The sequence below is a fragment of the Mesorhizobium sp. M0030 genome (assembly GCF_040323695.1).
In the GTDB taxonomy this organism is placed as follows: Bacteria; Pseudomonadota; Alphaproteobacteria; order Rhizobiales; family Rhizobiaceae; genus Mesorhizobium.
The window spans coordinates 635370-659699 of record NZ_JAMYVE010000002.1 but is presented as its reverse complement, the minus strand read 5'-3'; the positions used below and the strand labels follow the sequence as shown (position 1 = coordinate 659699).

Annotated in this window: 24 protein-coding genes and 1 pseudogene; 9 read left to right on the top strand and 16 right to left on the bottom strand. The window is 62.9% G+C overall.

The annotated features are described in order from the left end of the window. Window positions 1-202: 202 nt before the first annotated feature. Genes NKJ80_RS07200 through hutI form a run of 5 tightly spaced genes read right to left on the bottom strand, consistent with a single transcriptional unit; the run spans window position 203 to window position 6098 of the window. Window positions 203-802, bottom strand: coding sequence for a HutD/Ves family protein (locus NKJ80_RS07200; protein ID WP_031215462.1), 600 nt, complete (start codon window positions 800-802; stop codon window positions 203-205). A 12-nt stretch (window positions 803-814) separates the two neighbouring features. Further along, window positions 815-2485 (bottom strand): urocanate hydratase, encoded by a 1671-nt coding sequence (gene hutU, locus NKJ80_RS07195; RefSeq protein ID WP_023705777.1) that lies wholly within the window; start codon window positions 2483-2485, stop codon window positions 815-817. 28 nt (window positions 2486-2513) lie between these two features. Further along, complete coding sequence (gene hutG / locus NKJ80_RS07190) at window positions 2514-3326, bottom strand: N-formylglutamate deformylase (protein WP_023689634.1); 813 nt, start codon at window positions 3324-3326, stop codon at window positions 2514-2516. Window position 3327: 1 nt separating this feature from the next. Further along, the gene (gene hutH / locus NKJ80_RS07185) at window positions 3328-4866 is read right to left on the bottom strand and encodes a histidine ammonia-lyase (RefSeq protein WP_023736403.1); all 1539 of its coding nucleotides are present in this window, start codon (window positions 4864-4866) and stop codon (window positions 3328-3330) included. Then, window positions 4863-6098, bottom strand: a complete 1236-nt coding sequence (gene hutI / locus NKJ80_RS07180) for an imidazolonepropionase (RefSeq protein ID WP_023816261.1) — start codon at window positions 6096-6098, stop codon at window positions 4863-4865. The genes hutH and hutI overlap by 4 nt, the downstream gene beginning before the upstream one ends. Window positions 6099-6186: 88 nt before the next feature. Between hutI and NKJ80_RS07175 the strand changes: the two genes are divergently transcribed. From NKJ80_RS07175 to NKJ80_RS07165, 3 genes are all read left to right on the top strand, one after another. Beyond that, complete coding sequence (locus NKJ80_RS07175; RefSeq protein ID WP_352497317.1) at window positions 6187-7539, top strand: formimidoylglutamate deiminase; 1353 nt, start codon at window positions 6187-6189, stop codon at window positions 7537-7539. Beyond that, window positions 7536-8276 (top strand): histidine utilization transcriptional repressor HutC, encoded by a 741-nt coding sequence (hutC, locus tag NKJ80_RS07170; RefSeq protein WP_352497316.1) that lies wholly within the window; start codon window positions 7536-7538, stop codon window positions 8274-8276. Before NKJ80_RS07175 ends, hutC begins: the two co-directional genes overlap by 4 nt. Window positions 8277-8480: 204 nt before the next feature. Continuing rightward, complete coding sequence (locus NKJ80_RS07165) at window positions 8481-9563, top strand: transposase (RefSeq protein WP_352497315.1); 1083 nt, start codon at window positions 8481-8483, stop codon at window positions 9561-9563. A 214-nt stretch (window positions 9564-9777) separates the two neighbouring features. Here NKJ80_RS07165 and NKJ80_RS07160 read toward each other — a convergent pair whose 3' ends face one another. Beyond that, window positions 9778-10122: a RidA family protein gene (locus NKJ80_RS07160; RefSeq protein WP_023672906.1), complete on the bottom strand. Its 345-nt coding sequence runs from the start codon at window positions 10120-10122 to the stop codon at window positions 9778-9780. Between the two features lie 207 nt (window positions 10123-10329). Here NKJ80_RS07160 and NKJ80_RS07155 point away from each other — a divergent pair, with 207 nt between their 5' ends. Beyond that, window positions 10330-10668 carry a protein tyrosine phosphatase family protein gene (locus tag NKJ80_RS07155; protein ID WP_352497314.1) on the top strand — a complete coding sequence of 113 codons (339 nt, stop codon included), beginning with the start codon at window positions 10330-10332 and terminating at the stop codon, window positions 10666-10668. A 219-nt stretch (window positions 10669-10887) separates the two neighbouring features. Here NKJ80_RS07155 and NKJ80_RS07150 read toward each other — a convergent pair whose 3' ends face one another. After that, the gene (locus NKJ80_RS07150; protein ID WP_023715237.1) at window positions 10888-11355 is read right to left on the bottom strand and encodes an Lrp/AsnC family transcriptional regulator; all 468 of its coding nucleotides are present in this window, start codon (window positions 11353-11355) and stop codon (window positions 10888-10890) included. Window positions 11356-11494: 139 nt separating this feature from the next. Between NKJ80_RS07150 and hppD the strand changes: the two genes are divergently transcribed. From hppD to NKJ80_RS07135, 3 genes and pseudogenes are all read left to right on the top strand, one after another. After that, the gene (gene hppD / locus NKJ80_RS07145) at window positions 11495-12610 is read left to right on the top strand and encodes a 4-hydroxyphenylpyruvate dioxygenase (protein WP_352497313.1); all 1116 of its coding nucleotides are present in this window, start codon (window positions 11495-11497) and stop codon (window positions 12608-12610) included. 137 nt (window positions 12611-12747) lie between these two features. Next, window positions 12748-13113 (top strand): hypothetical protein, encoded by a 366-nt coding sequence (locus NKJ80_RS07140; protein WP_023805055.1) that lies wholly within the window; start codon window positions 12748-12750, stop codon window positions 13111-13113. Between the two features lie 75 nt (window positions 13114-13188). Beyond that, window positions 13189-13511, top strand: a pseudogene (locus NKJ80_RS07135) (IS5 family transposase); the annotation flags it as partial. Window positions 13512-13607: 96 nt separating this feature from the next. Here the strand turns inward: NKJ80_RS07135 and NKJ80_RS07130 are convergent. The 6 genes from NKJ80_RS07130 to hmgA all read right to left on the bottom strand — a co-directional run bounded on the left by NKJ80_RS07130 (window position 13608) and on the right by hmgA (window position 18320). Beyond that, window positions 13608-14153: a hypothetical protein gene (locus tag NKJ80_RS07130; protein WP_352497312.1), complete on the bottom strand. Its 546-nt coding sequence runs from the start codon at window positions 14151-14153 to the stop codon at window positions 13608-13610. 87 nt (window positions 14154-14240) lie between these two features. After that, window positions 14241-14792 (bottom strand): DinB family protein, encoded by a 552-nt coding sequence (locus NKJ80_RS07125; protein ID WP_023805053.1) that lies wholly within the window; start codon window positions 14790-14792, stop codon window positions 14241-14243. Then, on the bottom strand, window positions 14789-15085 hold the full coding sequence (locus NKJ80_RS07120) for a hypothetical protein (RefSeq protein ID WP_023689625.1): 297 nt from the start codon (window positions 15083-15085) through the stop codon (window positions 14789-14791). The genes NKJ80_RS07125 and NKJ80_RS07120 overlap by 4 nt, the downstream gene beginning before the upstream one ends. Before the next feature lie 13 nt (window positions 15086-15098). After that, on the bottom strand, window positions 15099-16112 hold the full coding sequence (locus NKJ80_RS07115) for a fumarylacetoacetate hydrolase family protein (RefSeq protein WP_023805052.1): 1014 nt from the start codon (window positions 16110-16112) through the stop codon (window positions 15099-15101). After that, on the bottom strand, window positions 16109-16996 hold the full coding sequence (locus NKJ80_RS07110) for an MBL fold metallo-hydrolase (protein ID WP_352497311.1): 888 nt from the start codon (window positions 16994-16996) through the stop codon (window positions 16109-16111). Before NKJ80_RS07110 ends, NKJ80_RS07115 begins: the two co-directional genes overlap by 4 nt. A 10-nt stretch (window positions 16997-17006) precedes the next feature. Next, window positions 17007-18320 (bottom strand): homogentisate 1,2-dioxygenase, encoded by a 1314-nt coding sequence (gene hmgA / locus NKJ80_RS07105; RefSeq protein WP_352497310.1) that lies wholly within the window; start codon window positions 18318-18320, stop codon window positions 17007-17009. A gap of 118 nt (window positions 18321-18438) precedes the next feature. Between hmgA and NKJ80_RS07100 the strand changes: the two genes are divergently transcribed. Beyond that, window positions 18439-18876, top strand: a complete 438-nt coding sequence (locus NKJ80_RS07100) for a MarR family winged helix-turn-helix transcriptional regulator (protein ID WP_352497345.1) — start codon at window positions 18439-18441, stop codon at window positions 18874-18876. A gap of 39 nt (window positions 18877-18915) precedes the next feature. On the opposite strand, the gene NKJ80_RS07095 is transcribed toward NKJ80_RS07100, so the two are convergent. The 3 genes from NKJ80_RS07095 to NKJ80_RS07085 form a co-directional block, all read right to left on the bottom strand. Then, window positions 18916-19530, bottom strand: coding sequence for a DUF4304 domain-containing protein (locus NKJ80_RS07095; RefSeq protein ID WP_023689620.1), 615 nt, complete (start codon window positions 19528-19530; stop codon window positions 18916-18918). 18 nt (window positions 19531-19548) lie between these two features. After that, entirely contained in the window at window positions 19549-20583 is a 1035-nt protein-coding gene (gene tdh, locus NKJ80_RS07090; RefSeq protein ID WP_352497309.1) for an L-threonine 3-dehydrogenase, read from the bottom strand. A 169-nt stretch (window positions 20584-20752) separates the two neighbouring features. Continuing rightward, window positions 20753-21940 (bottom strand): glycine C-acetyltransferase, encoded by a 1188-nt coding sequence (locus tag NKJ80_RS07085; RefSeq protein WP_352497308.1) that lies wholly within the window; start codon window positions 21938-21940, stop codon window positions 20753-20755. A gap of 309 nt (window positions 21941-22249) precedes the next feature. Between NKJ80_RS07085 and NKJ80_RS07080 the strand changes: the two genes are divergently transcribed. Beyond that, complete coding sequence (locus tag NKJ80_RS07080) at window positions 22250-24316, top strand: putative bifunctional diguanylate cyclase/phosphodiesterase (protein ID WP_023672920.1); 2067 nt, start codon at window positions 22250-22252, stop codon at window positions 24314-24316. Window positions 24317-24330 lie beyond the last annotated feature (14 nt).

The window sequence follows — 24330 nt, the reverse complement described above, 5'->3', positions numbered from 1 at the left end:
ACACTGGCCGAAAGTTTTGCTTCGCACCACGCCAGAGGCGTTATCCCTTCGACATTTTAAGTGGGGCTTTCGACAACTCAAGGACGAGCACCCCTGCCCTCCCGTCCGCCTTGGAACGACGGAAGGATTCGGGCTTTTTCGTGATCCAGACAACAGCTTACGCCAGATTTCTCCGGCGTGCGATCATGTTTGGCAACAGGCGTTAATCGTTGTGCTGGCGGTGCGGCTGGCCCAGCCTGGCTATCCGGACGACGAACACGGTCGTCGGCCGTACCGGTTCAACCCGTAGTTTCGCCTGCGGACCGAGCAACAGCGTGTCGAGGGGTCCAAGACGAGACGATGTCGGGCCGCTGAGGCCGACCTCGCCGTCGAACGGCAGGATCAGGGTCATAGCGCTGGTCGGCCGGATATCGGTCGGAACCGAGACCACCAGGCGCTCGACCGTGTGCATGGCCCGCCCGCGGCGGGTCATAACGTTGAGGTCGGTGATCGGACCGGAGATCAGCGCCGCCGAGGTCGGCACATCGGCCGGGAAGGACAGCGGGGCGGAAGCCGCCGTCACTTCGGCCGGCCGCCGGCCAGCAATGTCGAGGACGATGCCCTCGCCTTCCAGCACGGCCAGCGTGCGGTCGACGCCGGCAAAGCCCGAGAACGGCCCGCTATCCTCGACTCGCGCCATCGAAACGCGCCAGTCGAAATCGTCCAGGCCGGCGCCGTCCGGCGAGACGGCGATCTCGGTGGTCGTGCCGCCGCCATTCTTCCACGGCATGACCCGGTAGTCGGCGGCCCGTAGGATGCGCATCATTTAAGCCAATCAGCCTAAAATACCGGGCAGATTGAGCTGGTGCTCCTTCGCGCACTCGATGGCGATGTCGTAGCCGGCATCGGCGTGGCGCATGACGCCTGTCGCCGGATCGTTCCACAACACGCGCTGCAGGCGCCTTGCGGCGTCCGGCGTGCCGTCGGCGACGATGACCATGCCGGCATGCTGCGAGAAGCCCATGCCGACGCCACCGCCATGATGCAGCGACACCCAGGTTGCGCCCGACGCGGTGTTGAGCAACGCATTGAGCAGCGGCCAGTCGGAGACGGCGTCGGAGCCGTCCTTCATCGCTTCCGTCTCGCGGTTGGGCGAAGCCACCGAGCCGGAATCGAGGTGGTCGCGGCCGATGACGACGGGCGCCTTGAGTTCGCCCCTGGCCACCATCTCGTTGAAGGCGAGCCCCAGCCTGTGGCGGTCGCCGAGGCCGACCCAGCAGATGCGCGCCGGCAGGCCCTGGAAGGCGATGCGCTCACGTGCCATGTCCAGCCAGTTGTGCAGATGGGTGTTGCCGGGGGTGAGTTCGCGCACCTTGGCGTCCGTCTTGTAGATATCCTCGGGATCGCCCGAAAGAGCAGCCCAGCGGAACGGGCCGATGCCGCGGCAGAACAGCGGCCTTATATAGGCCGGCACGAAGCCCGGGAAGGCAAAGGCGTTCTCGAAGCCTTCGTCCTTGGCGACCTGGCGGATGTTGTTGCCATAGTCGAGCGTCGGCACGCCGGCATTCCAGAACGCGACCATCGCCTCGACATGCTCGCGCATCGAGGCGCGGGCGGCCTTCTCGACAGCCTTGGGATCGGAGACGCGCTTCTCGCGCCACTCAGCCATCGTCCAGCCCTTGGGCAGATAGCCGTTAATCGGGTCATGCGCCGAGGTCTGGTCGGTGACCATGTCGGGGCGGATGCCCCGCTTGAACATTTCCGGCACGATGTCGGCCGCATTGCCGAGCAGGCCGACCGACTTCGCCTCGCCGGCCTTGGTCCAGCGCTCGATCATTTCCATCGCTTCGTCGAGCGTCTCGGCCTTCTCGTCGACATAGCGGGTGCGCAGCCGGAAATCGATCGAGTCCGGATTGCATTCGATGGCGAGGCAGCAGGCGCCGGCCATGACGGCGGCAAGCGGCTGGGCGCCGCCCATGCCGCCGAGGCCGCCGGTCAGGATCCATTTGCCCGTAAGGTTGCCATTGTAGTGCTGGCGGCCGGCCTCGACGAAGGTCTCGTAGGTGCCCTGCACGATGCCTTGCGTGCCGATATAGATCCAGGAGCCGGCCGTCATCTGGCCGTACATCATCAGGCCTTTTTTATCGAGCTCGTTGAATTTATCCCAGGTCGCCCAATGCGGCACGATGTTGGAGTTGGCGATCAGCACGCGCGGCGCATCGGTGTGCGTCCGGAAGACGCCGACCGGCTTGCCGGACTGGACCAGCAGCGTCTCGTCTTCATTGAGGGTCTTCAACGAGGCGACGATGCTGTCGAAATCGTTCCAGGTGCGCGCGGCCCGGCCGATGCCGCCATAGACGACGAGCTCATTGGGGTTTTCGGCGACATCGGGATCGAGGTTGTTCATCAGCATGCGCAGCGGCGCTTCGGTCGTCCAGTATTTGGCGTTGAGCTTGTCGCCGCGGGGCGCGCGCACTTCGCGGATGTTGTGGCGAGGATTGTTCATCATTGTCCCTTTGGAGTAAGGCGGCGTCTCAGCGCCCGGCCCAGTCAATGGCGGATTGGAGGATTTTCGTCAGTGTGGCGCGCATCGGCGCGGCGAACTCGGCATCATAAGGCACCGGCCAATTGTCCGGTTCGCCCTTGCCCTCGGGCTCGCGCAAATAGCCGCGATCGGCAAGTTCCATCTGCAGCGCATGGTAGCCGCCTTGCGGATTGCCGAAATAGCGGGTGATCCAGCCACCCTTGAAACGGCCGTTGATGACATTGCTTTCACCGCTCTCGGCCATGATCTGGCCAACCAGCGCCTGCAGCGTAGGATCCGCGGTCTGGCCGTCATTGGTGCCGAGATTGAACACCGGCAGCGTGCCGTAGAACAGGCGCGGCAGCACCGACCGGATCGAGTGGCAATCGTAAATGACGACCTTCTCATGCAGGCCGCGCAGCCTGACGGACTGAGCCGCCAGCATTTCATGGTAGGGCACGAAATACGCTATGCGGCGCTGGTCTATCTCCGATGGCGTCGGTTCCGCGCCGGGCAGATACAGCGGATCGCCGTCGAAGGTCTCGGTCGGGCATAGCGTCGTTGTCGTCTGCCCGGGATAGAGCGAGGCGCCGGAAGGATCGCGGTTGACATCGATGACGGTGCGCGAGATCGACGTGTGCACGACAGTCGCGCCAAGGCCGGCGGCAAAATCGTAGAGATTGTCGATCCACCAGTCGCAATCGCGGCGGCCGAGCCAGGGCGAGACCAGCCGATTGTCGATGCCGGCGAGATCGATACCCGTGTGCGGGATGGACACCAACAGGGGTGCCGTGCCTTCCGTCACTGTCAGCCAGTCGGTCATGTCAGACTCCCGAGATCGAAGGCAATGTCACCGCGCTCGCAGCCTTGATGGCAGCGCCGCTGCGCACCATGGCGATGGCTTTTTCCATGTCAGGGTGGAAATGCCGGTCATTGTCGAGATGCGGCACCTCGGCGCGGACCAGCTTGCGAACCGCTTCCAGAGCTGCACTCGACGCCAGCGGCGCATGGAAATCGCAGCCTTGCGCGGCGGCCAGGAGTTCGATGCCGATGACGGCCGTGGCGTTTTCGATCATGCCGATCAGCCGGCGAGCGCCGTGTGCGGCCATCGAGACATGGTCTTCCTGGTTGGCCGAGGTCGGGATGGAATCGACACTTGCCGGATAGGCCTTCTGCTTGTTCTCAGAGACGAGCGCCGCCGCCGTCACCTGCGGGATCATGAAGCCGGAGTTCAGGCCGGGCTTCGGCGTCAGGAAGGCCGGCATGCCGGACAGCGCGGGGTCTACCAGCATGGCGATGCGGCGCTCCGACAGCGAGCCGATCTCGCAGACGGCAAGCGCGATCATGTCGGCAGCGAAAGCCACCGGCTCGGCGTGGAAATTGCCGCCGGACAGCGCAGTATCGTCCTCGGCGAAGATCAGCGGATTGTCGGTGACGCCATTGGCCTCGGTGCCGAGCGTATCGGCGACCTGGCGCAGCACGTTGAGCGCCGCACCCATCACCTGCGGCTGGCAGCGCAGGCAGTACGGATCCTGCACGCGCTCATCGCCGACGCGGTGCGATTCACGAATGGCGCTGCCGGCCATCAGGTTGCGCAGCGCTTCCGCCGTCTCGATCTGGCCGGGATGTTTGCGCAGGAGATGGATGCGCCGATCGAAGGGCGCGTCCGAGCCCTTGGCAGCGTCGGTCGACAGCGCCCCGGCGACCAGCGCCGACTGATACAGCACTTCGGCCTCGAACAGAGCGGCCAGCGCGTAGGCGGTGGAAAACTGCGTGCCGTTGAGCAGCGCCAGACCTTCCTTGGCGCCGAGCGTCACGGGCTCCAGGCCGTGCGAGACGAAAGCGACCTTGGCCGGGAAGCGGCCATGCGGTGTAAAGCATTCGCCGACGCCGATCATCACCGCCGTCATGTGCGACAGCGGCGCGAGATCGCCGGAGGCGCCGACCGAGCCCTGCGCCGGCACCATGGGGATGACGTCGTTGGCCAGCATCGCTTCCAGCAACTCGATGGTTTGCGGCCGTACGCCCGACGCGCCCTGCGCAAGGCTGGCGAGCTTCAGCGCCATCATCAGCCGAACCACCGAAACCGGCATCGGCTCGCCGACACCGGCGGCATGCGACAAAACGATGTTGCGTTGCAGGGTCTCTAGATCCTCGGCCGGAATGCGGACGCTGGCCAGTTTGCCGAAGCCGGTGTTGATGCCGTAGACCGGCTCACCCTTGGCGACGATGCGGGCGACTGCCTCGGCGCTGGCCTTGATTTTTGGCCGGCAGGAGGCGTCGAGCTTCGGCATGGCGCCACGATAGATAGCGCGCCAGTCGGCCAGCGTCGCATTGCCGGGCTTCAGGTTAAGTTCGGTCATTGTCCTCTCCAGATGCGGGCATGGAGCGGGTTGAAGCCCATGCGGTAGACGAGTTCGGCCGGACGCTCGATGTCCCAGATCGCCAGGTCGGCGGATTTTCCTGCCTCAAGCGTGCCGGTCTTGCCAAGCAGCCCAAGCGCGCGGGCAGCCTCGCGAGTGGTGCCGGCCAGGCATTCCTCGACGGTCAGGCCGAAAAGCGTCGCTGCCATGTTCATGGTCAGCAACAGCGAGGTCAGCGGCGACGTCCCGGGATTGTTGTCGGTGGCGACCGCCATCTTGACGCCGTGCTGGCGGAACAGGCCGACCGGCGGCTTCTTGGTTTCGCGGATGAAATAGTAGGCGCCGGGCAGGATGGTCGCCACGGTGCCGGCCTTGGCCATCGCTGCGGCGCCGGCCTCGTCGGTGTATTCGAGATGGTCGGCCGACAGCGCGCCATAGCGGGCGGCGAGTTCGGCGCCATGCAGGTTGGACAACTGGTCGGCATGGAGTTTGACCGGCAGGCCAAGCGCCTTGGCCTTGTCGAAGACGCGGGCAATCTGTTCCGGCGAAAAGGCAATGCCCTCGCAAAAGCCGTCGACGGCGTCAGCCAGGCCCTCGGCGGCGATTCCGGGGAGGATGGTGTTGGCGACGAGATCGACAAAAGCGTCCTTGTCGCCTTTTGCTTCCGGCGGCAGCGCATGCGCGCCGAGGAAGGTGGTGCGGACCGTGACCGGGCGTTGCTTGTCCAGCTGCCGCGCGGCGCGAAGCGACTTCTGTTCATGTTCGAGATCGAGCCCGTAACCCGACTTTACCTCTACCGTGGTGACGCCCTCGGCCATCAGCGCATCGAGGCGTGGCAGCGTCTGCGCAACCAGTGCGTCTTCGCTCGCGGCACGCAGGGATTTGACCGAGGAGACGATGCCGCCGCCGGCACGGGCGACTTCTTCATAGGTGGCGCCGGCCAGCCGCATCTCGAACTCGTTGGCACGGTTGCCGGCATGGACGAGATGGGTGTGGCAGTCGATCAGGCCGGGCGTGATCCAGCGGCCTTCGCAATCGGTAGTCTCGCCGCCCTGAGCCAACGCTGACGGCATGTCGGCTTCCGGGCCGGCATAGACGATGATGCCGTCACGGGAGACGATCGCGCCCTTTTCGACGATGCCAAGTCCGGCAACGCCTTCGGCCATGGTTGCCAGGCGCGCATCACGCCAAAGCTGAAGGCCCCCTGCCCGGCTTTTGTCTTGTGCCGCCATCATCTTTTTCCGTTGCTTGGATGGCGATTATGTATATACATATTGAAACGCGCTGCAAGTGCATTGTTTATGGAATTCGGAGAAAAACGTGACGGCGATCTTTGCGGAACAGGCGCTGCTGACCGATGGCTGGCATGACAAGGTGCGGATCGTCGTCACGGACGGTCGCATCGCAACCGTCGAAGTCGACACGTCGCCGCGGAGCGGTGACGAACGCCACGCCATTCTGGTCCCCGGCATGCCGAACCTGCACAGCCACGCCTTCCAGCGCGGCATGGCCGGGCTTGCCGAACTGCGCGGTCCCTCCGCCGACAGCTTCTGGAGCTGGCGCGAGGTGATGTACCGCTTCGCGCTGTCGATGACGCCGGACCAGGTCGAGGCGGTCGCCGCACAGCTTTACGTCGAGATGCTGGAGGCCGGGTTCTCGCGCGTCGGCGAGTTTCATTATCTTCACCACGATCGCGACGGAACACCCTATTCCAACCTGGCCGAGATGGCGGAGCGGATCGCCGCCGCTGCCAACGAAACAGGGATCAGCCTGACGCTGCTGCCGGTATTTTATGCCCATTCCTCCTTCGGCGGCGCTGCGCCCAACGAAGGCCAGCGGCGATTCATCAACGATGTGAATCGGTTCGAACGCTTGCTTGAGAAAAGCCGCGAATCGGTTCGTGCGTTGAATCAGGCTGTCGTCGGCGTCGCCCCGCACAGCCTGCGCGCCGCGGCGCCGGAGGAACTCAGCGCTGTTGCCGCCATTGCGCCGGACGGACCGATCCACATCCACGTCGCCGAGCAGGTGAAGGAGGTCGAGGATTGCCTGGCGTGGTCGGGTGCGCGACCGGTCGAATGGCTGCTCGCCAATGCCGGGATCGACAAGCGTTGGTGCCTGATTCACGCCACCCACATGACCGAGGCTGAGACATCCGGCATGGCCAGAAGCGGCGCCATTGCCGGGCTTTGCCCGATCACCGAGGCCAATCTCGGCGACGGCACCTTTTCAGCACCTCTGTTCATCGAACATGGCGGCCGCTTCGGCGTCGGCTCGGATTCCAACGTGCTGATCGGCCTGCCGGATGAATTGCGCCAGCTCGAATATTCGCAGCGCCTCGCACACCGCGCCCGCAATGTGCTGGCGGTGGCCGGCGGCTCGACCGGGCGGGCTCTGTTCGACGCCGCCCTCGATGGCGGCAGCACCGCACTCGGCGCCGGCCCGTCGCGGATCGCCGCCGGCGCCGCGGCTGATTTCGTCTCCCTCGACGAAAACCATCCTTCGCTGGCCGGAAAAAGTGGCGATGCGATCCTCGACGCCTGGATCTTTGCCAATGGCGGCAAGGTTGATTGCGTCTGGGTGCATGGGAAAAAGCAGGTCAGCGGCGGCCGGCATTCCAGGCGCGAGCCGATTGCAGAGCGCTTTCGCCAGGTGATGACGGCGCTTTCGGCATGAGCATGATTGAGACAGCGGCGTCGGAAGGCGGCGGCTCGCTGCACCAGCGCATCCTGTCCGACATCAGCGAGAAAATAATGTCCGGCGCCTGGGCGCCGGGCCACCGCATCCCGTTCGAGCACGAGCTGACGTCGCAGTATCATTGCTCGCGCATGACGGTGAACAAGGCGCTGTCGCAACTGGCCAAGGCCGGGCTGATCGAGCGCCGCCGCCGTTCGGGCAGTTTCGTGCGCCAGCCGCAATCGCAGGCCGCGGTGCTGGAAATCCACGACATCAGGATCGAGGTCGAGGCGCTTGGCCTGGCCTATCGCTACGAGCGCTTGGCGCGGCAGAAAAGGCGCAGCGGCGCCGAGGACCGTGGCTTGCTGGAATTGAGCGCCGCCGGACAAGTGCTGGCGCTGGAATGCCGGCATTTTGCCGGCAAGCGGCCATTCGCGCACGAACAGCGGCTGATCAATCTCGCCGCCGTCGCGGAAGCCGCCGAGGAAGAGTTTCTCGACATCGCGCCCAGCCCCTGGCTGATCGGCCGCGTGCCATGGAGCGAGGCCGAGCACCGCATCCGCGCGGTAGCGGCCGACAGACATATTGCCGAAGCGCTCGACATCGCAACCGGCACGCCCTGTCTGGTGGTCGAGCGCCGGACCTGGAGCGCCGAGCACCCGGTGACGCAGGTGAGGTTCACCTACGCCGCGGAGAGCCACACGTTGGTGGCGAGGTTCAAGCCTTCGCAGGGGTGATTACCCTCCCCCTCGAGGGGAGGGTCGCGGAGCAAGTGCCGCAAGGCGGCACTGGTGACGCGGGGTGGGGTCGGTGCAGCCTCGCCGACCCCACCCCGTCTCGCAGTCTCCGCTTCGCTTCGACTACTCGCCGACCCTCCCCTCGAGGGCATAGGCGCTAAGATAGGTATTGCCCTGCGGAATCGGGTGTGATTCTACACTGCGATGACACACGAATCGCTTGTGGATGACGGCTGGGCCGAGACGATTGAGCTTCTGGGCGGCGAAGAGTTGATCGCAGCAAGTGCCCGCGAGACGAAGGCGTTCCTGCGCCCGCGCGGCGTCAGGTCGGCGAGCGACCTGTTGCGCCTGACACTGGCTTACTGCCTTGGCAAGGTTGGCATGCGGGGCGTCGTGGCCTGGGCGGCGGCGAGCGGGATAGCCGACATTTCGGACGTGGCGTTGCTTGGCCGGCTGCGCAATGCAGGACCATGGCTGCAGCAGTTGATTGGGCACCTTTTGAAGCGCGAGGATGCAGGTTTGGCCAAAGGCCGACTGATCCGCATCCTCGATGCGACAGCGGTTGCCAAGGCCGGTGCGTATGAGAAGAAGAACAATGGTCTTTGGCGCATGCACTGCGCCTTCGAGCTTGAGCGCGAGCAGTTCGACTTCATCGAGATCACCGATCAGAGCGAGGCCGAGTTGATCGACCGCGTGCCGGTGGTGCCGGGCGAGATCCGCATCGGTGACCGCGCCTATCTGCAGGCCGAGCGGATCGCCAAGGTGATGGCGCAAGGCGGCGATGTTGTTGTGCGCGCGTCGTGGAAAAACGCGCGATGGCTCGACGCCAACGGCAGGGCGTTCGATCTCATCGGCTACCTGGAGAGCTGCCGGGAGGAAGTCTGCGAAACGCCTGCCCGGCTGGCACTCAAGAAGGGCGAGCCTGTGAAGATGCGCCTGATCGCCTTGCGCAAATCCGAGGCCGCGGCACAAGAAGCGCGGCGCAAAATCAACAAGGAAGCCAGGGCCAAGGGCAACAAGGTTCAACCGCAGACGCTGATTGCGGCCGGCTTCGTCCTGCTTGTGACCTCGCTTGACCGGGAGGAGTTTCCCGCCGATACGGTCCTCAAGCTCTACCGCATGCGCTGGCGCATCGAACTCGCCTTCAAGCGTCTGAAGAGCCTGACCGGGCTGCGCTCTCCTCCCGCCAAGGACCCAAGGATCGCAAGGCCTTGGATCCTTGCCCACTTCCTCATCGCGCTTGTGACCGAACCCCTCTCGCAGGAGTTGGGTGTCTCTCCCCCTTGAGCGACGGGCGCCCGCTGCTGTGGCGCGCCACCCGCCAGATCGTCGCCTCTCTGATCGCTACCATCTTTACTCAACCTTCCTTGGCGGCCCTGCGTCAAAATCTCCATGCCTTGCGATATCGCTGGCGCGAACCACCACGAAAGCGCAAATTTCAGTCCATGCCAAAGCTATCTTAGCGCCTATGCCCTCGAGGGGGAGGGTAAGGCGCCGCGCTCTAAATCGCCGCCGTAACGATAATCTCGACAGTGTATTCCGGCCCTGCAAGCTTGGCCTCACCCGTGGCGCGGGCGGGCGTGTTGCCTTGCGGGACCCACTTGTCCCATTCCTTGTTCATCTCGGCGAAGGTGCCCATATCGGCCAGCCAGATGATCGCCTGCAGGATCTTGGTCTTGTCGGTGCCGGCCTTGGCCAGCAGTTCGTCGATAGATGCGAGGATCGACCTGGTCTGCTCGCCAACGCTGGCGCCGGGCGTTCCGACCTGGCCGGCGAGATAGACGGTGTTGCCGTGGATGACGATCTGGCTCATGCGCGGGCCAACATCGATGCGACGAATGCTCATGGGATGGTTCCTTCGTTTGTCGGTGCGCCTGTTTAGAGTCGCTGCCGCCTCCGGGCAAGGCCAACAGCGCGAAACCTCTTGAGCCTGGGTTGGATCTGGGGCCGCAAATGTCTATCTGCGCCGAGGGATTTCTTTCCGGCGCGGATTGCCGACCTCGTGTGAGAGTGGCAAGACTTCGCGCCAAACCAGATTGCGAGGATGAGAGCCATGGAATATCGCGAAATCAGCGAGGACTATTCGGTCTCGGGCCAGATCCAGCCCGAAGATGCCGCCGCCATCAAGGAAGCCGGTTTCAAGAGCGTGATCTGCAACCGGCCGGATGACGAGCAGCCCGACCAGCCTACGGCCGACAGCGTCAAGGCGGCGGTCGAAGCCGCGGGGCTGGCCTTCCGCTACATCCCGGTGACCAGCGGCCAGATCACAGCCGAGAATGTCGAAGATCAGGCCGAAGCGCTCGACGCGCTCGAAGGCCCGGTGTTTGCCTATTGCCGCTCCGGCGCGCGCTGCACCAATCTCTACGGGCTGATTCAGCAGTCCAAGGGGTGAGCATCCTGAGGCGCTGGCGATCCCTCACACCCCCCTCTGTCCTGCCGGACATCTCCCCCGCAAGGGGGGAGATCGGATGTCGCCTTCGCTCTTCGCCAATCGCCGACGTTGCAGGATGAGCGCTGGACAAAGCTGCTGATCTCCTCCTTGCGGGGGAGATGGCCGGCAGGCCAGAGAGGGGTGCTGTCCCGCCGACGTATCAACTGAAACTCTCTCAAACTAGATCGGTAGCGCGCCGGTCTCCTTCAGCGTCTCCAACACGATCGCCGTCTTCACATGCTGCACGGATTCGTGCGGCAGGAGCACACCGTTGACGAATTCCGACAATGATTTCAGATCGGGCGTCACCACCTTCAAGATATAATCCATCTCGCCGGTCAGCGCGTGCGCCTCCTGCACCTCCGGCAGCCGCGCCAGCAGCTCGCCGAAGCGCCTGGCATTGTCGCGGTTATGGGTGGCGAGCGTCACCGAGATGACATTGACCAGCGAGAATCCAAGCTTGTCGCGGTCGAGCACGGCCCGATAGCCCTTGATGAAGCCGTCTTCCTCCAGCCGCTGGCGGCGGCGCGAGCATTGCGATGCCGACAGGTTCACGCGTTCCGAGAGGTCGTTGTTGGTAAGCCGCGCGTCGCCCTGCAAGAGAGCCATTATCTTGCGGTCGAATTGGTCTATGCGCGCGTCATCCATGGATTTATCCCCAATCATGCATGAATTACGCACGAGATGATCATTTCAAGCGTTTGAATGCAAGCACCGTGCGGCCGCTCCGCGCTATCATGCGTCATCTTGTGGTCCGATGCGGCCACCATCCGTTTGGAGGAATGCCATGGGTCCCTTCCCGCACGACGCACCGCCCGCCAAGATCAGCAAGGAAAACCCCGCCGGCACCGACGGTTTCGAGTTCGTCGAGTTCGCCCATGCGGAGCCGCAGAAGCTCGCCGAGCTGTTCACCCGCATGGGCTATGTCGCGGTGGCCAAGCATCGCACGAAGGACATCACCGTCTGGCGCCAAGGCGACATCAACTATGTGGTCAATGCCGAGCCCGGCTCGCATGCGATGAAATTCGTCGACAAGCACGGCCCCTGCGCCGCCTCGATGGCCTGGCGCGTGGTCGATGCAAAGCATGCGTTCGAGCATGCGGTATCGAAAGGCGCCACGCCCTACGACGGCAACGACAAGGCGCTCGACGTGCCGGCCATTGTCGGCATTGGCGGCTCGCTGCTCTATTTCATCGAAGCCTATGGCAAGAAGGGCTCGGCCTATGATGCCGAGTTCGAGTGGCTGGGCGAACGCGACCCGCGGCCGCAAGGCGTCGGCTTCTATTTCCTCGACCACCTCACCCACAATGTCTATCGCGGCCAGATGGACAAATGGTGGGACTTTTATCGCGAACTGTTCGGCTTCAAGCAGATCCATTTCTTCGACATCGACGGCAAGATCACCGGCCTGGTCAGCCGCGCCATCACCTCGCCCTGCGGCAAGATCCGTATCCCGCTGAACGAGTCCAAGGACAACACCAGCCAGATCGCCGAGTATCTGAAGAAATACAATGGCGAGGGCATCCAGCACATCGCCGTCGGCACCGACGACATCTACGCCGCCACCGACAAGCTTGCCGACAACGGGCTGAAGTTCATGCCCGGTCCGCCGGGGACCTATTACGACATGTCGTACAACAGGGTGAACGGGCATGACGAGCCGATCGAGCGGATGAAGAAGCACGGCATCCTCATCGACGGCGAAGGCGTGGTCGACGGCGGCATGACCAAGATCCTGCTGCAGATATTCTCCAAGACGGTGATCGGCCCGATCTTCTTCGAATTCATCCAGCGCAAGGGCGACGAAGGCTTTGGCGAAGGCAATTTCCGCGCGCTGTTCGAATCGATCGAACAGGACCAGATCAAGCGCGGCGTGATCAAGGTGGACGGGAAAGCGGCCTGAAACCGTAAGCTTGTTTGCGGCTCGATCGGCTTTGATCTAGGCCGTGAACCCATAAAAGCGGCATGGCCAAAACGGGTGGAAGTGTGGGTTCCAGCATGCGATATGGATAAGATCTGGCGTGTCACGTGGACTCCGCTATGGACGAAGCTAAGCTCTGGGACTTGATGAACGATGCTTGGGAACGCATGTCGTTCCCTCAAAAGCGGCTATGGGAGATGATCCGTGTCGAGCCAACTCGATGGATGCAAGAGCCATATGGCAGGCACAATGGCGGCTTTTGGGTTGTCGGGATAGTTGGGCAAATCGCAATCTGGTTCAACGATCATGAGGACGGCTTTCAACGCACCGCCTACGAACGCCCCGGCGAGATCACCGAATATGGCTCACTACAGTTCAAACTCGAAGAGATCATGCAGCACCTGCTGATTGAGCTTGAGACCGGCGAACGCACCTTGCCCCGCTCGTCCGAACCACTTCTGGGCGTGTTTCGTCAGAGGCGCTGAGTGTGGATGTTTTCTATAGGGTAGCTTTGCGACTCCCGGCTTTCCTATCGCGGCGAAACCTGATTCAGACTCCGCATGAGCCGATATGACCTGACTGACTTCGATGGCGCGCGATCAAGCCGCATCTGCCCAACAAGGTGCGCGGCGTGCCGCGCGTTGATGACCGCAGGGTGCTGAACGGCATCTTCTGGATACTGCGGTCGGGTGCGCCATGGCGCGATCTGCCGGAGCAGTACGGCCCTCGCACCACCTGCTACAATCGCTTCGTTCGATGGCGGAAAGCAGGTGTGTGGGACCGCCACATGGATGCCATCACAAAAGCCCATGACGGCACGGTGCAGATGATCGACACCTCCATTGTTCGCGTCCATCAGCAGGGCGCGACGGCAAAAAGGGGGGTCGAGATCATTGTCTCGGTCGCTCGGTTTCGAATGGGCCGATCGCCTACAACTAGAGCCCACCCCTCGACCTCAATTTTTTGAAGTCCTGATACATCAGTCAAAGTTGCGGTATTGCTGCGGATCTTTGGCCGCCTTGATTATTTCCGCGCGTTCCGATTCGGACATTTTATCGATCGGATATATCATCGGCCCCCAGCATGAAGGAACCAGCAGACGCAGCTTTCCCGACTTCTGAGGTTTCAGTTTGGAGACTTTCGGCGGTGGTCTGGAGGTGAAGCCAGCTACCACTTCGGTGCCTTCGAAATCGGCCTCGGCCTGACGCTCTTTCCCGGGTCGCTGGGACAAAGCCAAGGCTTCTTCGGCGTCGATGGAAGCACAATTCGATATCGAAAGCGGACCTTTTATCGAGCCGTGATAGATTTCCTGCACATCGTAGCTGACGTCATAGCAAATCTCCTCATGACCAACCCTAACCTTGAGCGATGTCACCTTGGCGCGAACCACAAGCACTTCTGGCGCTTCCATGTCCTCGCTCTCCGCCTTGGGCAGCTTCTGGCAAGCCGCAGCAGCGCCTTGCGTCAGACAAAGAATAGCAAATGTGGCCAGTAGGCGTTGCGGCATGAAGTGCTGAAAGAGCATCGGCGCAACTCAAGTCTTGGGGCCAGCAAAAAGGCTACGACAAGATCGCTACCAACATCGGCGAAATGTGGGCGAACCAAGGTGGTTTCAGACGATCCGACGACTCAATCCCAACCGCTCGACCTCTCCTTTCCTCACCTTCAAATCATAATCGAGCAAAAACTCGTCCAGCTGCGGCGGCGCGACCGAGCTGCCCGAGAGCATCGCGTGCACCTGGCCGCGATGGTGGATGTCGTGCAGGAAGACATGACCGAGGATGTCGCCGATCTTTTCCGGGATCATGCCGTCCTCTCGCCGGTCGGTGATGACGCGGCGGTCGAGATCGTCCTCCGACAGGCCGTCGCAAAAGGCGATCAGCCGCCTGTCGGCCGCGGTCTGGGCAGCAAACAGTGCCTGCGGCTCATCGAACGGCACGTAGTCGTCATAAGCGGCCGCGCCGACGCCGCCCTCCTCCAGAAAATCGAGATAGAGATGATCGACCGCAAGGATGTGGTTGAGCGTCGCCTTGATCGACGGGAAGAAGCTTGTGCGTTCGGCTCCGAATTCGCCGGGCTTTAGCTGCAGCACGGCGCGATAGAGCCGGTCGTTCGACCAGAGATTGTTGCCGGCCATGCGGCTGAAATGCTCGAGCAGGGTCACGCGTTCATTCGTCTGATCAGGCCAATGCCAGCCGCCATCACCGCGAAGCCGGCGACAACAATCAGCAAAAGCCGGTTCATGCGCCGCCGCGTCGCCTGCGTCTCCTCGTCCCGCGCCACATTGGTGTTGGTGATGGTGTGGAACATCATCGCCTTGCGCGGGTAGCCGCTGCGGTTGGTCAGATCGGGCGAGCGCGCCTCGATGCGGTAGCTCAGCCGGATCGCCTGGATGAAGACCATCAGAATGGCCAACGCCCAGACGCCGGCCAGCAGGTAGAACGCCTCGCCCGTCATTGCATTGCCCCTCTTATGCCTGGGACTTCTCGACCTTCTGCTCGATGGCGCCGAAGATCGAGTTTCCGCTTTTATTCTTCATCTCGATACGCACCGTATCGCCAAAGCGCAGGAACGGCGTCTTGGGCTCGCCAGACTCAATGGTCTCGATCATGCGCAGTTCAGCGATGCAGGAATAGCCGGCGCCGCCGGCCGCCACCGGTTTGCCCGGCCCGCCATCCAGCTTGTTGGAGACGGTGCCGGAGCCGATGATGGTGCCGGCAACCAGCGGCCGTGTCTTTGCGGCATGGGCAATCAGCGCCGGGAAGTCGAAGGTCATGTCGACGCCGGCATTGGCACGGCCGAACGGCTTGCCGTTGACGTCGGCGAGCAGAGGCAGGTTGACCTTGCCGCCATCCCAGGCGTCGCCGAGTTCGTCCGGCGTCACCGCCACCGGCGAAAAAGCCGAGGACGGCTTCGACTGGAAGAAGCCAAACCCCTTGGCGAGTTCGGGTCCGGTGAGCGCGCGCAGCGTCACATCATTGACCAGCATGACCAGCCGGATCGCAGCGCGCGCCTGGTCGAGGCTGGCGCCCATCGGCACATCGTCGACGACGACGGCGACCTCCGCCTCCATGTCGATGCCGAAGGCTTCGTCCGCCGCGCGGATCGGATCGCGCGGCGCGATAAAGGAATCCGAGCCACCCTGATAGATCAGCGGATCGGTCCAGAAGCTTGCCGGCATCTCGGCGCCGCGGGCTTTGCGCACCAGTTCGACGTGGTTCACATAGGCAGAACCATCGGCCCATTGATAGGCGCGCGGCAGCGGCGAATGGGCGTCATGCTCATGGAAGCGTGCCGACGGCACCGCATTGTTCTCCAGCGATTCGGCGATCGTCGCCAGGTGCGGCGAAATCCGCTGCCAGTCGTCGAGTGCGGCCTGCAGCGTGCGCGCCAGGAACGAGGCGTCGGTGAAGCGCGTCAGGTCGCGCGAGACGACGACAAGCTTTCCGTCGCGCGTCCCGTCCCTCAATGTGGCAAGCTTCATGCGGTTTCCTCTCCTGATGCGGCTTTGGCGCCGTCTAAGTTCACAACAAGGCCGTCGCGGGCAATCGTCAAGTCACCCACCCACGATTTCCTGACAGCAGCCTCCCAGTCGGCCTCGCCGATCTCGGGATCATCGGCCGGAATAAGGTGGTTGAGCACCAGCCTCTTCACCCCGGCATCGCTGGCGATGCGGCCTGCCTGCTCGGCAAATGAGTGGCTGGCAAGCAGATGCTCTTTCAGCCGCGCGCCATTGCCGGTCCTGGCGACCAGCCGCTCGATGCCTTCTTCCAGCATGGCCTCATGGACGAGAATGTCGGCATTTCGGGCAAAGCCTGCGAGCGGCGGAAAGAAGGCTGTGTCGGCCGAGAACACGACGCTGTTCGCACCATGCTCGAAGCGCAGCGCGAAACAGTCGGTCACCGGCGGATGGTCGACGCGCAGTGCCGAGACCTTCAGGCCGCGCTGCGCAAAAATCTCGCCCTCGCCGAATTCCACGATCGAAGCCATTTCGCGAATGTCCGGCCTGCCCTCATCGACGATGCGAATTTCAATGTCGAACTCCATCGCCTGGCAGAAGCGGCGCCAGTATTGGCCGGTGCCGGGTGGTCCGAACAACGTCACCGGATTGGCCAGACCGGCGGTCCAGGCGGTGTGGAGCAGCGCCCCCAGTTCCAGCACATGATCGGAATGCAGATGGGTGACGAAGATCAGGTCGAGCGCCTTCAGGCTGACGCCGGCATCGACCAGGCCACGCGTGACACCCAGCCCGCAATCGACGACGATGGTCCGCCCGCCAAGCTCCAGCAGCGACGAACTCGGCCACGGCCCGCCCGGCCGCAATGCCGGGCCGCCTTTCGAGCCGAGAAGCACCAGCCGGTCGCTCATCGAGCTGATCTCAAGACCAGTCGCCCTCCGGCGTGCCGTTGAAGCGCTTCTTCAGGTCGGTCCAGCAGTCAATGTAATTGTCCTGCCTTGTTTCAAGCTCGGCGCCGTAGCGGGTCAGCATTTGCGGGAATCGGGTCTCGAACATGAAGGCCATCGTGTTGTCGAGCTTGACCGGTTTCAGCTCGGAGCGCGAGGCCTTTTCGAAGCCAGGTGCGTCGGGGCCGTGGGCCAGCATCAGATTGTGCAGGCTGATGCCGCCGGGCACGAAGCCTTCTTCCTTGGCGTCGTACTGGCCATGGATCAGGCCCATGAACTCGCTCATGATGTTGCGGTGGTACCAGGGCGGCCGGAACGTGTCTTCCGCCACCAGCCAGCGCGGCGGGAAGATGACGAAGTCGATATTGGCGGTGCCCTCCTCGCCGCTCGGCGCCGTCAGCACGGTGAAGATCGACGGATCGGGATGGTCGAACAGGATGGCGCCGACCGGCGAAAACGTCACCAGATCATATTTGTAGGGCGCATAGTTGCCGTGCCAGGCGACGACGTCGAGCGGCGAATGGCCGATCTCGGTGACGTTGAAATTGCCGCACCATTTCACCGTCAGCCGGCACGGCGTCTCCTTCTCCTCGAACCAGGCGCTGGGCGTCTTGAAGTCGCGTGGGTTGGCCAGGCAGTTGGCGCCAATCGGGCCGCGGTCGGGCAGCGTCAGCTTGGCGCCGTAATTCTCGCAGACATAGCCGCGCACTTCCTTGTCGGCGAGCTCGACCTTGAACACCAGACCGCGCGGCAGCACGGCGATCTCGCCGGGCCGAAGCTCGATGACGCCCATCTCGGTGACAAAGCGCAAGGCACCGACCTGGGGGACAATCAGCAACTCGCCGTCGGCGTTGAAGAAATGGTCGTCGACCATCGAGCGGTTGGCGACATAGACATGCGCGGCCATGCCGCTTTGGCCCAGCACATCTCCGGCGGTGGTGATAGTGCGCATGCCGGCGATGAAATCGGTCGGCTCACTCGGCATCGGCACCGGGTTCCAGCGATACTGCCCGAGCGCCAGCTCGTGGTCGCCGACATTGGGGGCAGTCTTCCACAAGGGATAGCTCGCTGCCTTGAAGCGGCCGGTGTGTTTTACGCTCGGCCGGATGCGGTAGAGCCAGGAACGCTCATTGGTGCCGCGCGGCGCGGTGAAGGGCGAGCCCGATAGCTGTTCGGCATAGAGCCCGTAAGCCGGCCGTTGCGGCGAGTTCCGCCCCTGCGGCAGCGAGCCGGGAAGCGTCTCGGTTTCGAAGTCGTTGCCGAAGCCCGGCATGTAGGAAAAGGTCATCCGATCCTCCCTGATCCCGGCCCCGCGAAGCGCTGCTTGCCGGCGATGTTGACCAAACTGGTTTCATTTGTAACCATCGAAAATGTAACTATCAACCGCGAACGCATCCACGGTGCAGATGGAAATCCTCGAACTCGAAAGCTTCCTGCCTTATCGGCTCTACCGGCTGGCCGACGCCGTCAGCCGCGAATTTTCAAAAATCTACCGCGACCGCCACGGCCTGACGCGGCCGGAATGGCGCACTCTTTCGGGGTTGGGCCAGCGCGGCACGATGACGGCGACAGCGCTTGGCGAGCAGTCGGCCATGCACAAGACCAAGGTGTCGCGCGCGGTGGCCGAGCTTGAGCGGCGGCGCTGGCTGATCCGCACGCCGGACGAGAACGATCGCCGCGTGGAGCATCTGACGCTGACCAAGGCCGGGCTGACCGCCTATCAAGAGATGGTGCCGCTGGCGAGGGCGTTTGAACGGGAGTTGCTGGCGAGGCTGAATGCGGAGGAGCGGGCGGCGATTGTTACGGGCGTGGCGGCGCTGGAGGCAAAACTCACAGTGGGTTGAAATCCTCCCCACAGGCCGACCGTCGTAGAAATCAGATCGCTATTGCGGCAGGTAACGTCCTAGACCGTAATAGGCGCGTTCGGCTTCAATGAAGCCTCTAACATGGCTTCGAAATGCTGCCGGATCATCGATGTAGGCTAGGAGCGCCTGCGCCTGCGAAGCCGCGTGTCTTTGCGCGCTTTCAAACAGTCGCCTTGCCGTTTCAAAATCACCAGCCAAACCGGCCGCCACCCCGGCGTGGAAGGCCGCCCATTCGCCGTAGGCGCCCGGCTGCAATTCATTCACGAGGATTTTCGCTGTCGCCTGGACGGAAGGGAACATGGATCGGTGAACCTGATCGATTTCGACGACCTTCTTGGCCATTTGATCAACCGCGGGAAGAAATTGTGCCGGGCTCTCGAACGGAACGAACTGTCCAATGCGCTCAAAACGATCGAAGGTAATCGTTTCCGGAAGCGAACCCCAGAGCCAGTGGACTGCTACATTAAGGTAAGTGCCTTTGGACCATGAGCTGGGCTGGAACTCGACTACACTTAGCCAGAAGCCGCGATCGGCGATCCAGATTCGGGATTGGCCCTTGCGTCGAAATCCAGCGGGCTTCAGTACGATCTTTGCCTGCGAGGCAATGATACGACCGTGCTCATTTTCCGCCATCTTGCACCCACACGTGCCTCACCAATCCATCACCACCTTACCCGAACTGCCGCTCCTCATCGCATCAAACCCCACCTGAAAATCATCAATCCCGATGCGGTGCGTGATCAGACCCGATACATCCAGCGACCCCTGCACCAGCGCAATCATCTTGTACCAGGTCTCGAACATCTCGCGGCCGTAGATGCCCTTGAGATGCAGCATCTTGAAGATGACCTTGTTCCAATCGATTTCGAAGCCGGTCGGCGCGATGCCGAGAATGGCGATCTTGCCGCCATTGTTCATGGTGTCGATCATGTCGCGGAAGGCGGGCGCGGCGCCCGACATTTCGAGGCCGACGTCAAAACCCTCGGTCATGCCGAGCGCCGGCATGACGTCGCGCAGCTTTTCCTTGGACGCATCGACGACATGCTGGACGCCGAGTTTTTTGGCCAGCGCCAGCCTCGCCGGGATGATGTCGGTGATGACGACTTTTCGCGCACCCACGCATTGGGCAACGAGCGCGCCCATGATGCCGATCGGTCCGGCTCCGGTGACCAGCACGTCTTCGCCGACGAGATCGAAGGACAGGGCGGTGTGGACGGCATTGCCGAGCGGATCGAAGATCGCGGCGATTTCGTCGGGCACATCGTCGGGGATCGGCACGACATTGTGCTGCGGGATCACCAGATATTCGCCGAAGGCGCCGGGACGGTTGACGCCGACGCCGACCGTGTTGCGGCAGAGGTGCCCTCGCCCGGCGCGGCAATTGCGGCAATGGCCGCAGACGATATGGCCTTCGCCCGAAACACGCTGGCCGACCTTGTATTCGGTGACCGCCGAGCCGAAATCGGCAACGGTGCCGACGAATTCATGGCCGGTCACCATCGGCACCGGCACGGTCTTTTGTGCCCACTGATCCCAATTGTAGATATGCACGTCGGTGCCGCAGATCGCGGTCTTCTTGACCTTGATCAGCACATCGTTGGGGCCGATCTCCGGCACCGGCACCTCTTCCATCCAGATGCCCGGCTCGGCCTTGGCCTTCACCAGCGCCTTCATCATGTTCGACATGCTACAACTCCTTACCCTCCCCCTTGTGGGGAGGGTGGCCCGAAGGGCCGGGTGGGGGTCAAAAACTGGCGGAGGTCGTGACCCTGCAGACCCCCACCCCGCCTCCCGCCCGCTTGCTTCGCAAGCGGTCGAAAGTCGACCCTCCCCACAAAGGGGGAGGGTAAAACTCTCAGCCAATCACGCCCAGTTCCTTGCCGACTGCGGCGAATGCCGCCACGGCGCGGTCGATGTAGGCGGCGGAATGCGCCGCCGACATCTGCGTGCGGATGCGCGCCTGGCCTTTCGGCACCACCGGGAACGAAAAACCGATGACATAGATGCCGCGCTTCAGCATGCGCGCCGCCATTTCCTGCGCCAGGCTGGCATCTGCCAGCATCACCGGGATGATCGGGTGATCGGCGCCGGCCAATGTGAAGCCGAGCTTGCCCATCTCGGACCTGAACCGCGCCGCATTGGCATAGAGGCGCTCGCGTAGCGCATCGCCATTTCGGATCAGCTCGAAAACCTTGATCGAGGCGCCGGCGATCGCCGGCATCAGCGTGTTGGAGAAGAGATAGGGCCGCGAGCGCTGGCGCAGCCAGTCGACCACCTGGCTTTTGCCCGAGGTATAGCCGCCCGACGCGCCGCCCAGCGCCTTGCCGAGCGTGCCGGTGATGATGTCCACCCTGCCCTCGACGCCGCAATGCTCGGCCGAGCCGCGGCCGTTTTTGCCGACGAAGCCGACGGCATGGCTGTCGTCGACCATCACCATGGCGCCGTACTTTTCCGCGAGGTCGCAGACGCCTTTCAGATTGGCGATGATGCCGTCCATGGAGAACACGCCGTCGGTGGCGATCAGGCGGAAGCGGCAGTCTTTCGCCTCTTTCAGCCGCGCTTCGAGGTCGGCCATGTCGTTGTTGGCATAGCGGAAACGCTTGGCCTTCGACAGCCGCACGCCGTCGATGATCGAGGCATGGTTCAGCGCATCGGAGATGATCGCATCCTCCTCGCCGAGCAGCGTTTCGAACAGGCCGCCATTGGCGTCGAAGCAGGAGCCGTAAAGGATGGTGTCGTCCAGGCCGAGGAAGGATGAAATCGTTGATTCAAGCTGCTTGTGCTCTTCCTGCGTGCCGCAGATGAAGCGCACCGAGGCCATGCCGTAACCGTAGCGGTCGAGCGCGCCTTTGGCCGCGGTGCGCAACTCGGCGCTGTCGGCGAGGCCGAGATAGTTGTTGGCGCAGAAGTTCAGCACCTTGTCGCCGCCGACTTCGATCTCAGCCGACTGGGTCGAGGTGATCACCCGCTCGGATTTGTAGAGCCCGGCGGATTTCAGCCCTTGCAGTTCGTTGTCGATATGGGAGAGGAATGCCGCGCTCATGATCAGGTCCTGTTGAGATTGGCGCGACTGTCGCGCTACGCGCACTAAAAATCCACCGCAAAAGCGACCGCTTCGGTGGCGCGGCTGCCTCAACCCTGGCGCGATCCGATCGCATGGCCAGCATGCTAGAGTAGCAGGCACGCGAATACGGCCATGCCGCGAAAGAACATGATAACCATCTCGGCAGCTTTCGTTTACTGCGGAAGCAGCAGTTCCGCCGGCTTCCAAACCTGTTAACCCTTTCAAGGCAATGGTGTTCTTGCCACGAATCGGTGGCAGAAATCCGTCGACCGAGGGGTCACCTAGAATATGTCGCAGCAGCCGGCGCAAACCGTCTCGGGCAAACTCATCCTGCTGATCAAGAGCGGCTACTGGCTGGCGCTGCTGATCATCGCCGCCATGGTGATGGCCTCCTTCATCCTGCTGCAGCAGATGATGGCGGCGCAACAGCACAACCATACTCTGCTCGACATCGTCAGCACCCAGAAGGCGCTGTCGCAGCGCATTGTCTTTTTGACCAGCGCAACCGGCTCCGCCGCGCGTGACAAGCAGCCGGCCCTGGTTGCCGCGCTGAAACAGGCGACCGCCGAGTTCGAGACGAACTACGACCTGCTGCTCAAACAGACGGGAGCCGACCCACTGTCGCCAGCATTGTCCGATCCAAAGTCGATCGAGAGCGTCCTTTACGGCAAGCCGTTCCACCTCGACTATTTCTCGGTCGGGCTGGTCGCCAATGGCGAAAGGCTGATCTCGTCCTTCGAATCCCAGCTCTCCGGCAATGCCGCCTACAAGGGCGGCGGCGAGCGCGTCAATCTCGATGCTTCCGTCGCCAATGCGACGCTGTCGGGTTATGCCGCGCTCGGCCAACGCATCGCCGCATTCGCAGACGAGCGGTCGGAAAAGCTCCTCGATCTCCATCGCACCTTGTTCTACGCCACCATCGGCGTCATCGTCCTGGTGGCGCTTTTCATCTTCCGGCCGATGTCGAAGGCGATCCTGCGCAAGACGCACGAGCTTGTCGATGCCCGCAACTCGATGGCCTTCATCGCCGTACATGACGGGCTGACCGGCCTGCACAACCGCACCTTCCTGACCGACCACTTCGAAACGCTGATCAAGGGCGCGCATCGCCGGCGCGAGAGGCTGGCGGTCATCCAGCTCGACCTCGACCGGTTCAAGCAGATCAACGACACACTCGGCCACGCCGCCGGCGACTATGTGCTGGTCGTCACCGCGCAGCGCATGCGCGATTCCTGCCGTGCGTCGGATCTCTGCGCGCGCCTTGGCGGCGACGAATTCGTGATGATCCTCAATGGCGCCGGCGGCCCCGAGGACATCAACATGCTGGCCCGGCGCATCCTGGAGGAGATCAACGAGCCGATTACCTTCCAGGGCACGACCATCCTTCCAGGGGCCAGCGCCGGCATTGCCGTCTATCCCATCGACGCCGACAATGCCGAGGATCTGCTCGTCCACGCCGACCTCGCGCTCTATTCCGCCAAAAAGCTCGGCGGCGGCAGCTTCTCGTTCTTCTCCGAGGAACTCAGGCGCGAGCTAGACTACCGCAAGCAGCTCGAGCACGACATCAAGGTCGCGATTTCGGAGAACGCCTTCCAAGTCTATTTCCAGCCGCAGGTGTCGCTGAGCAACGGCGCCATCAGCGGCATCGAGGCGCTGGTGCGCTGGAAGCATGCCGAGCGCGGCATGATTGCGCCGGGCGAGTTCATTCCGGTCGCCGAAAAATGCGGCTTCATGCCCGAGATCGGCCGCATCGTCTTTACCAAGGCGATCGAGCAAGCAGCCGAATGGGATCGCGCCGGCATCGCTTTCGGCCGGCTTGCCGTCAACGTGTCCGGCACCGAGCTGCGCGAACCCGACTTCGACCGCTTCCTGTTCGCGACGCTGGAAAAGGCCGGCCTTGCTCCGCAGAAACTGTCGCTGGAAATCGTCGAATCCGTCATTCTCGACGACGAGAAGACGGGCATCGCGGCGAAGCTGCGCCACATCCGCGCTGCCGGCGTCCATCTTGAGCTCGACGATTTCGGCACCGGCTATGCCTCGCTCAGCCACGTCAATCCCAACGAGATCGACCGGCTGAAGATCGACCGCCGCTTCGTCCAGAACATCAACGAGAATGGCGACAACACCAAGATCGTGCGCGCCATCACCGAGCTGGCGCGCGGTCTCGGCATTTCGATCGTCGCCGAGGGCGCGGAAACCGAAGCCGAGCTCGATTCGCTGATGGCAATCGGCTGCGATCAGGTGCAGGGCTATTCCATCGCCTTCCCGATGCCGCAGGACAAAGCGCGCGAATGGCTGCTGGCGCGCAGCCCGAAGAAAGCCAAGCTGAAGGTGCTTCAGGGCAATTTAGCCTAGACTATTGCCCACCG

What these genes read in the sequence shown, in the direction of transcription:
- NKJ80_RS07200 (WP_031215462.1), bottom strand. Translation starts at nt 802, where the DNA reads ATGCGCATCCTACGGGCCGCCGACTACCGGGTCATGCCGTGGAAGAAT.
- hutU (WP_023705777.1), bottom strand. Translation starts at nt 2,485, where the DNA reads ATGAACAATCCTCGCCACAACATCCGCGAAGTGCGCGCGCCCCGCGGC.
- hutG (WP_023689634.1), bottom strand. Translation starts at nt 3,326, where the DNA reads ATGACCGACTGGCTGACAGTGACGGAAGGCACGGCACCCCTGTTGGTG.
- hutH (WP_023736403.1), bottom strand. Translation starts at nt 4,866, where the DNA reads ATGACCGAACTTAACCTGAAGCCCGGCAATGCGACGCTGGCCGACTGG.
- hutI (WP_023816261.1), bottom strand. Translation starts at nt 6,098, where the DNA reads ATGGCGGCACAAGACAAAAGCCGGGCAGGGGGCCTTCAGCTTTGGCGT.
- hutC (WP_352497316.1), top strand. Translation starts at nt 7,536, where the DNA reads ATGAGCATGATTGAGACAGCGGCGTCGGAAGGCGGCGGCTCGCTGCAC.
- NKJ80_RS07165 (WP_352497315.1), top strand. Translation starts at nt 8,481, where the DNA reads ATGACACACGAATCGCTTGTGGATGACGGCTGGGCCGAGACGATTGAG.
- NKJ80_RS07160 (WP_023672906.1), bottom strand. Translation starts at nt 10,122, where the DNA reads ATGAGCATTCGTCGCATCGATGTTGGCCCGCGCATGAGCCAGATCGTC.
- NKJ80_RS07155 (WP_352497314.1), top strand. Translation starts at nt 10,330, where the DNA reads ATGGAATATCGCGAAATCAGCGAGGACTATTCGGTCTCGGGCCAGATC.
- NKJ80_RS07150 (WP_023715237.1), bottom strand. Translation starts at nt 11,355, where the DNA reads ATGGATGACGCGCGCATAGACCAATTCGACCGCAAGATAATGGCTCTC.
- hppD (WP_352497313.1), top strand. Translation starts at nt 11,495, where the DNA reads ATGGGTCCCTTCCCGCACGACGCACCGCCCGCCAAGATCAGCAAGGAA.
- NKJ80_RS07140 (WP_023805055.1), top strand. Translation starts at nt 12,748, where the DNA reads ATGGACGAAGCTAAGCTCTGGGACTTGATGAACGATGCTTGGGAACGC.
- NKJ80_RS07130 (WP_352497312.1), bottom strand. Translation starts at nt 14,153, where the DNA reads ATGCTCTTTCAGCACTTCATGCCGCAACGCCTACTGGCCACATTTGCT.
- NKJ80_RS07120 (WP_023689625.1), bottom strand. Translation starts at nt 15,085, where the DNA reads ATGACGGGCGAGGCGTTCTACCTGCTGGCCGGCGTCTGGGCGTTGGCC.
- NKJ80_RS07115 (WP_023805052.1), bottom strand. Translation starts at nt 16,112, where the DNA reads ATGAAGCTTGCCACATTGAGGGACGGGACGCGCGACGGAAAGCTTGTC.
- NKJ80_RS07110 (WP_352497311.1), bottom strand. Translation starts at nt 16,996, where the DNA reads ATGAGCGACCGGCTGGTGCTTCTCGGCTCGAAAGGCGGCCCGGCATTG.
- hmgA (WP_352497310.1), bottom strand. Translation starts at nt 18,320, where the DNA reads ATGACCTTTTCCTACATGCCGGGCTTCGGCAACGACTTCGAAACCGAG.
- NKJ80_RS07100 (WP_352497345.1), top strand. Translation starts at nt 18,439, where the DNA reads ATGGAAATCCTCGAACTCGAAAGCTTCCTGCCTTATCGGCTCTACCGG.
- NKJ80_RS07095 (WP_023689620.1), bottom strand. Translation starts at nt 19,530, where the DNA reads ATGGCGGAAAATGAGCACGGTCGTATCATTGCCTCGCAGGCAAAGATC.
- tdh (WP_352497309.1), bottom strand. Translation starts at nt 20,583, where the DNA reads ATGTCGAACATGATGAAGGCGCTGGTGAAGGCCAAGGCCGAGCCGGGC.
- NKJ80_RS07085 (WP_352497308.1), bottom strand. Translation starts at nt 21,940, where the DNA reads ATGAGCGCGGCATTCCTCTCCCATATCGACAACGAACTGCAAGGGCTG.
- NKJ80_RS07080 (WP_023672920.1), top strand. Translation starts at nt 22,250, where the DNA reads ATGTCGCAGCAGCCGGCGCAAACCGTCTCGGGCAAACTCATCCTGCTG.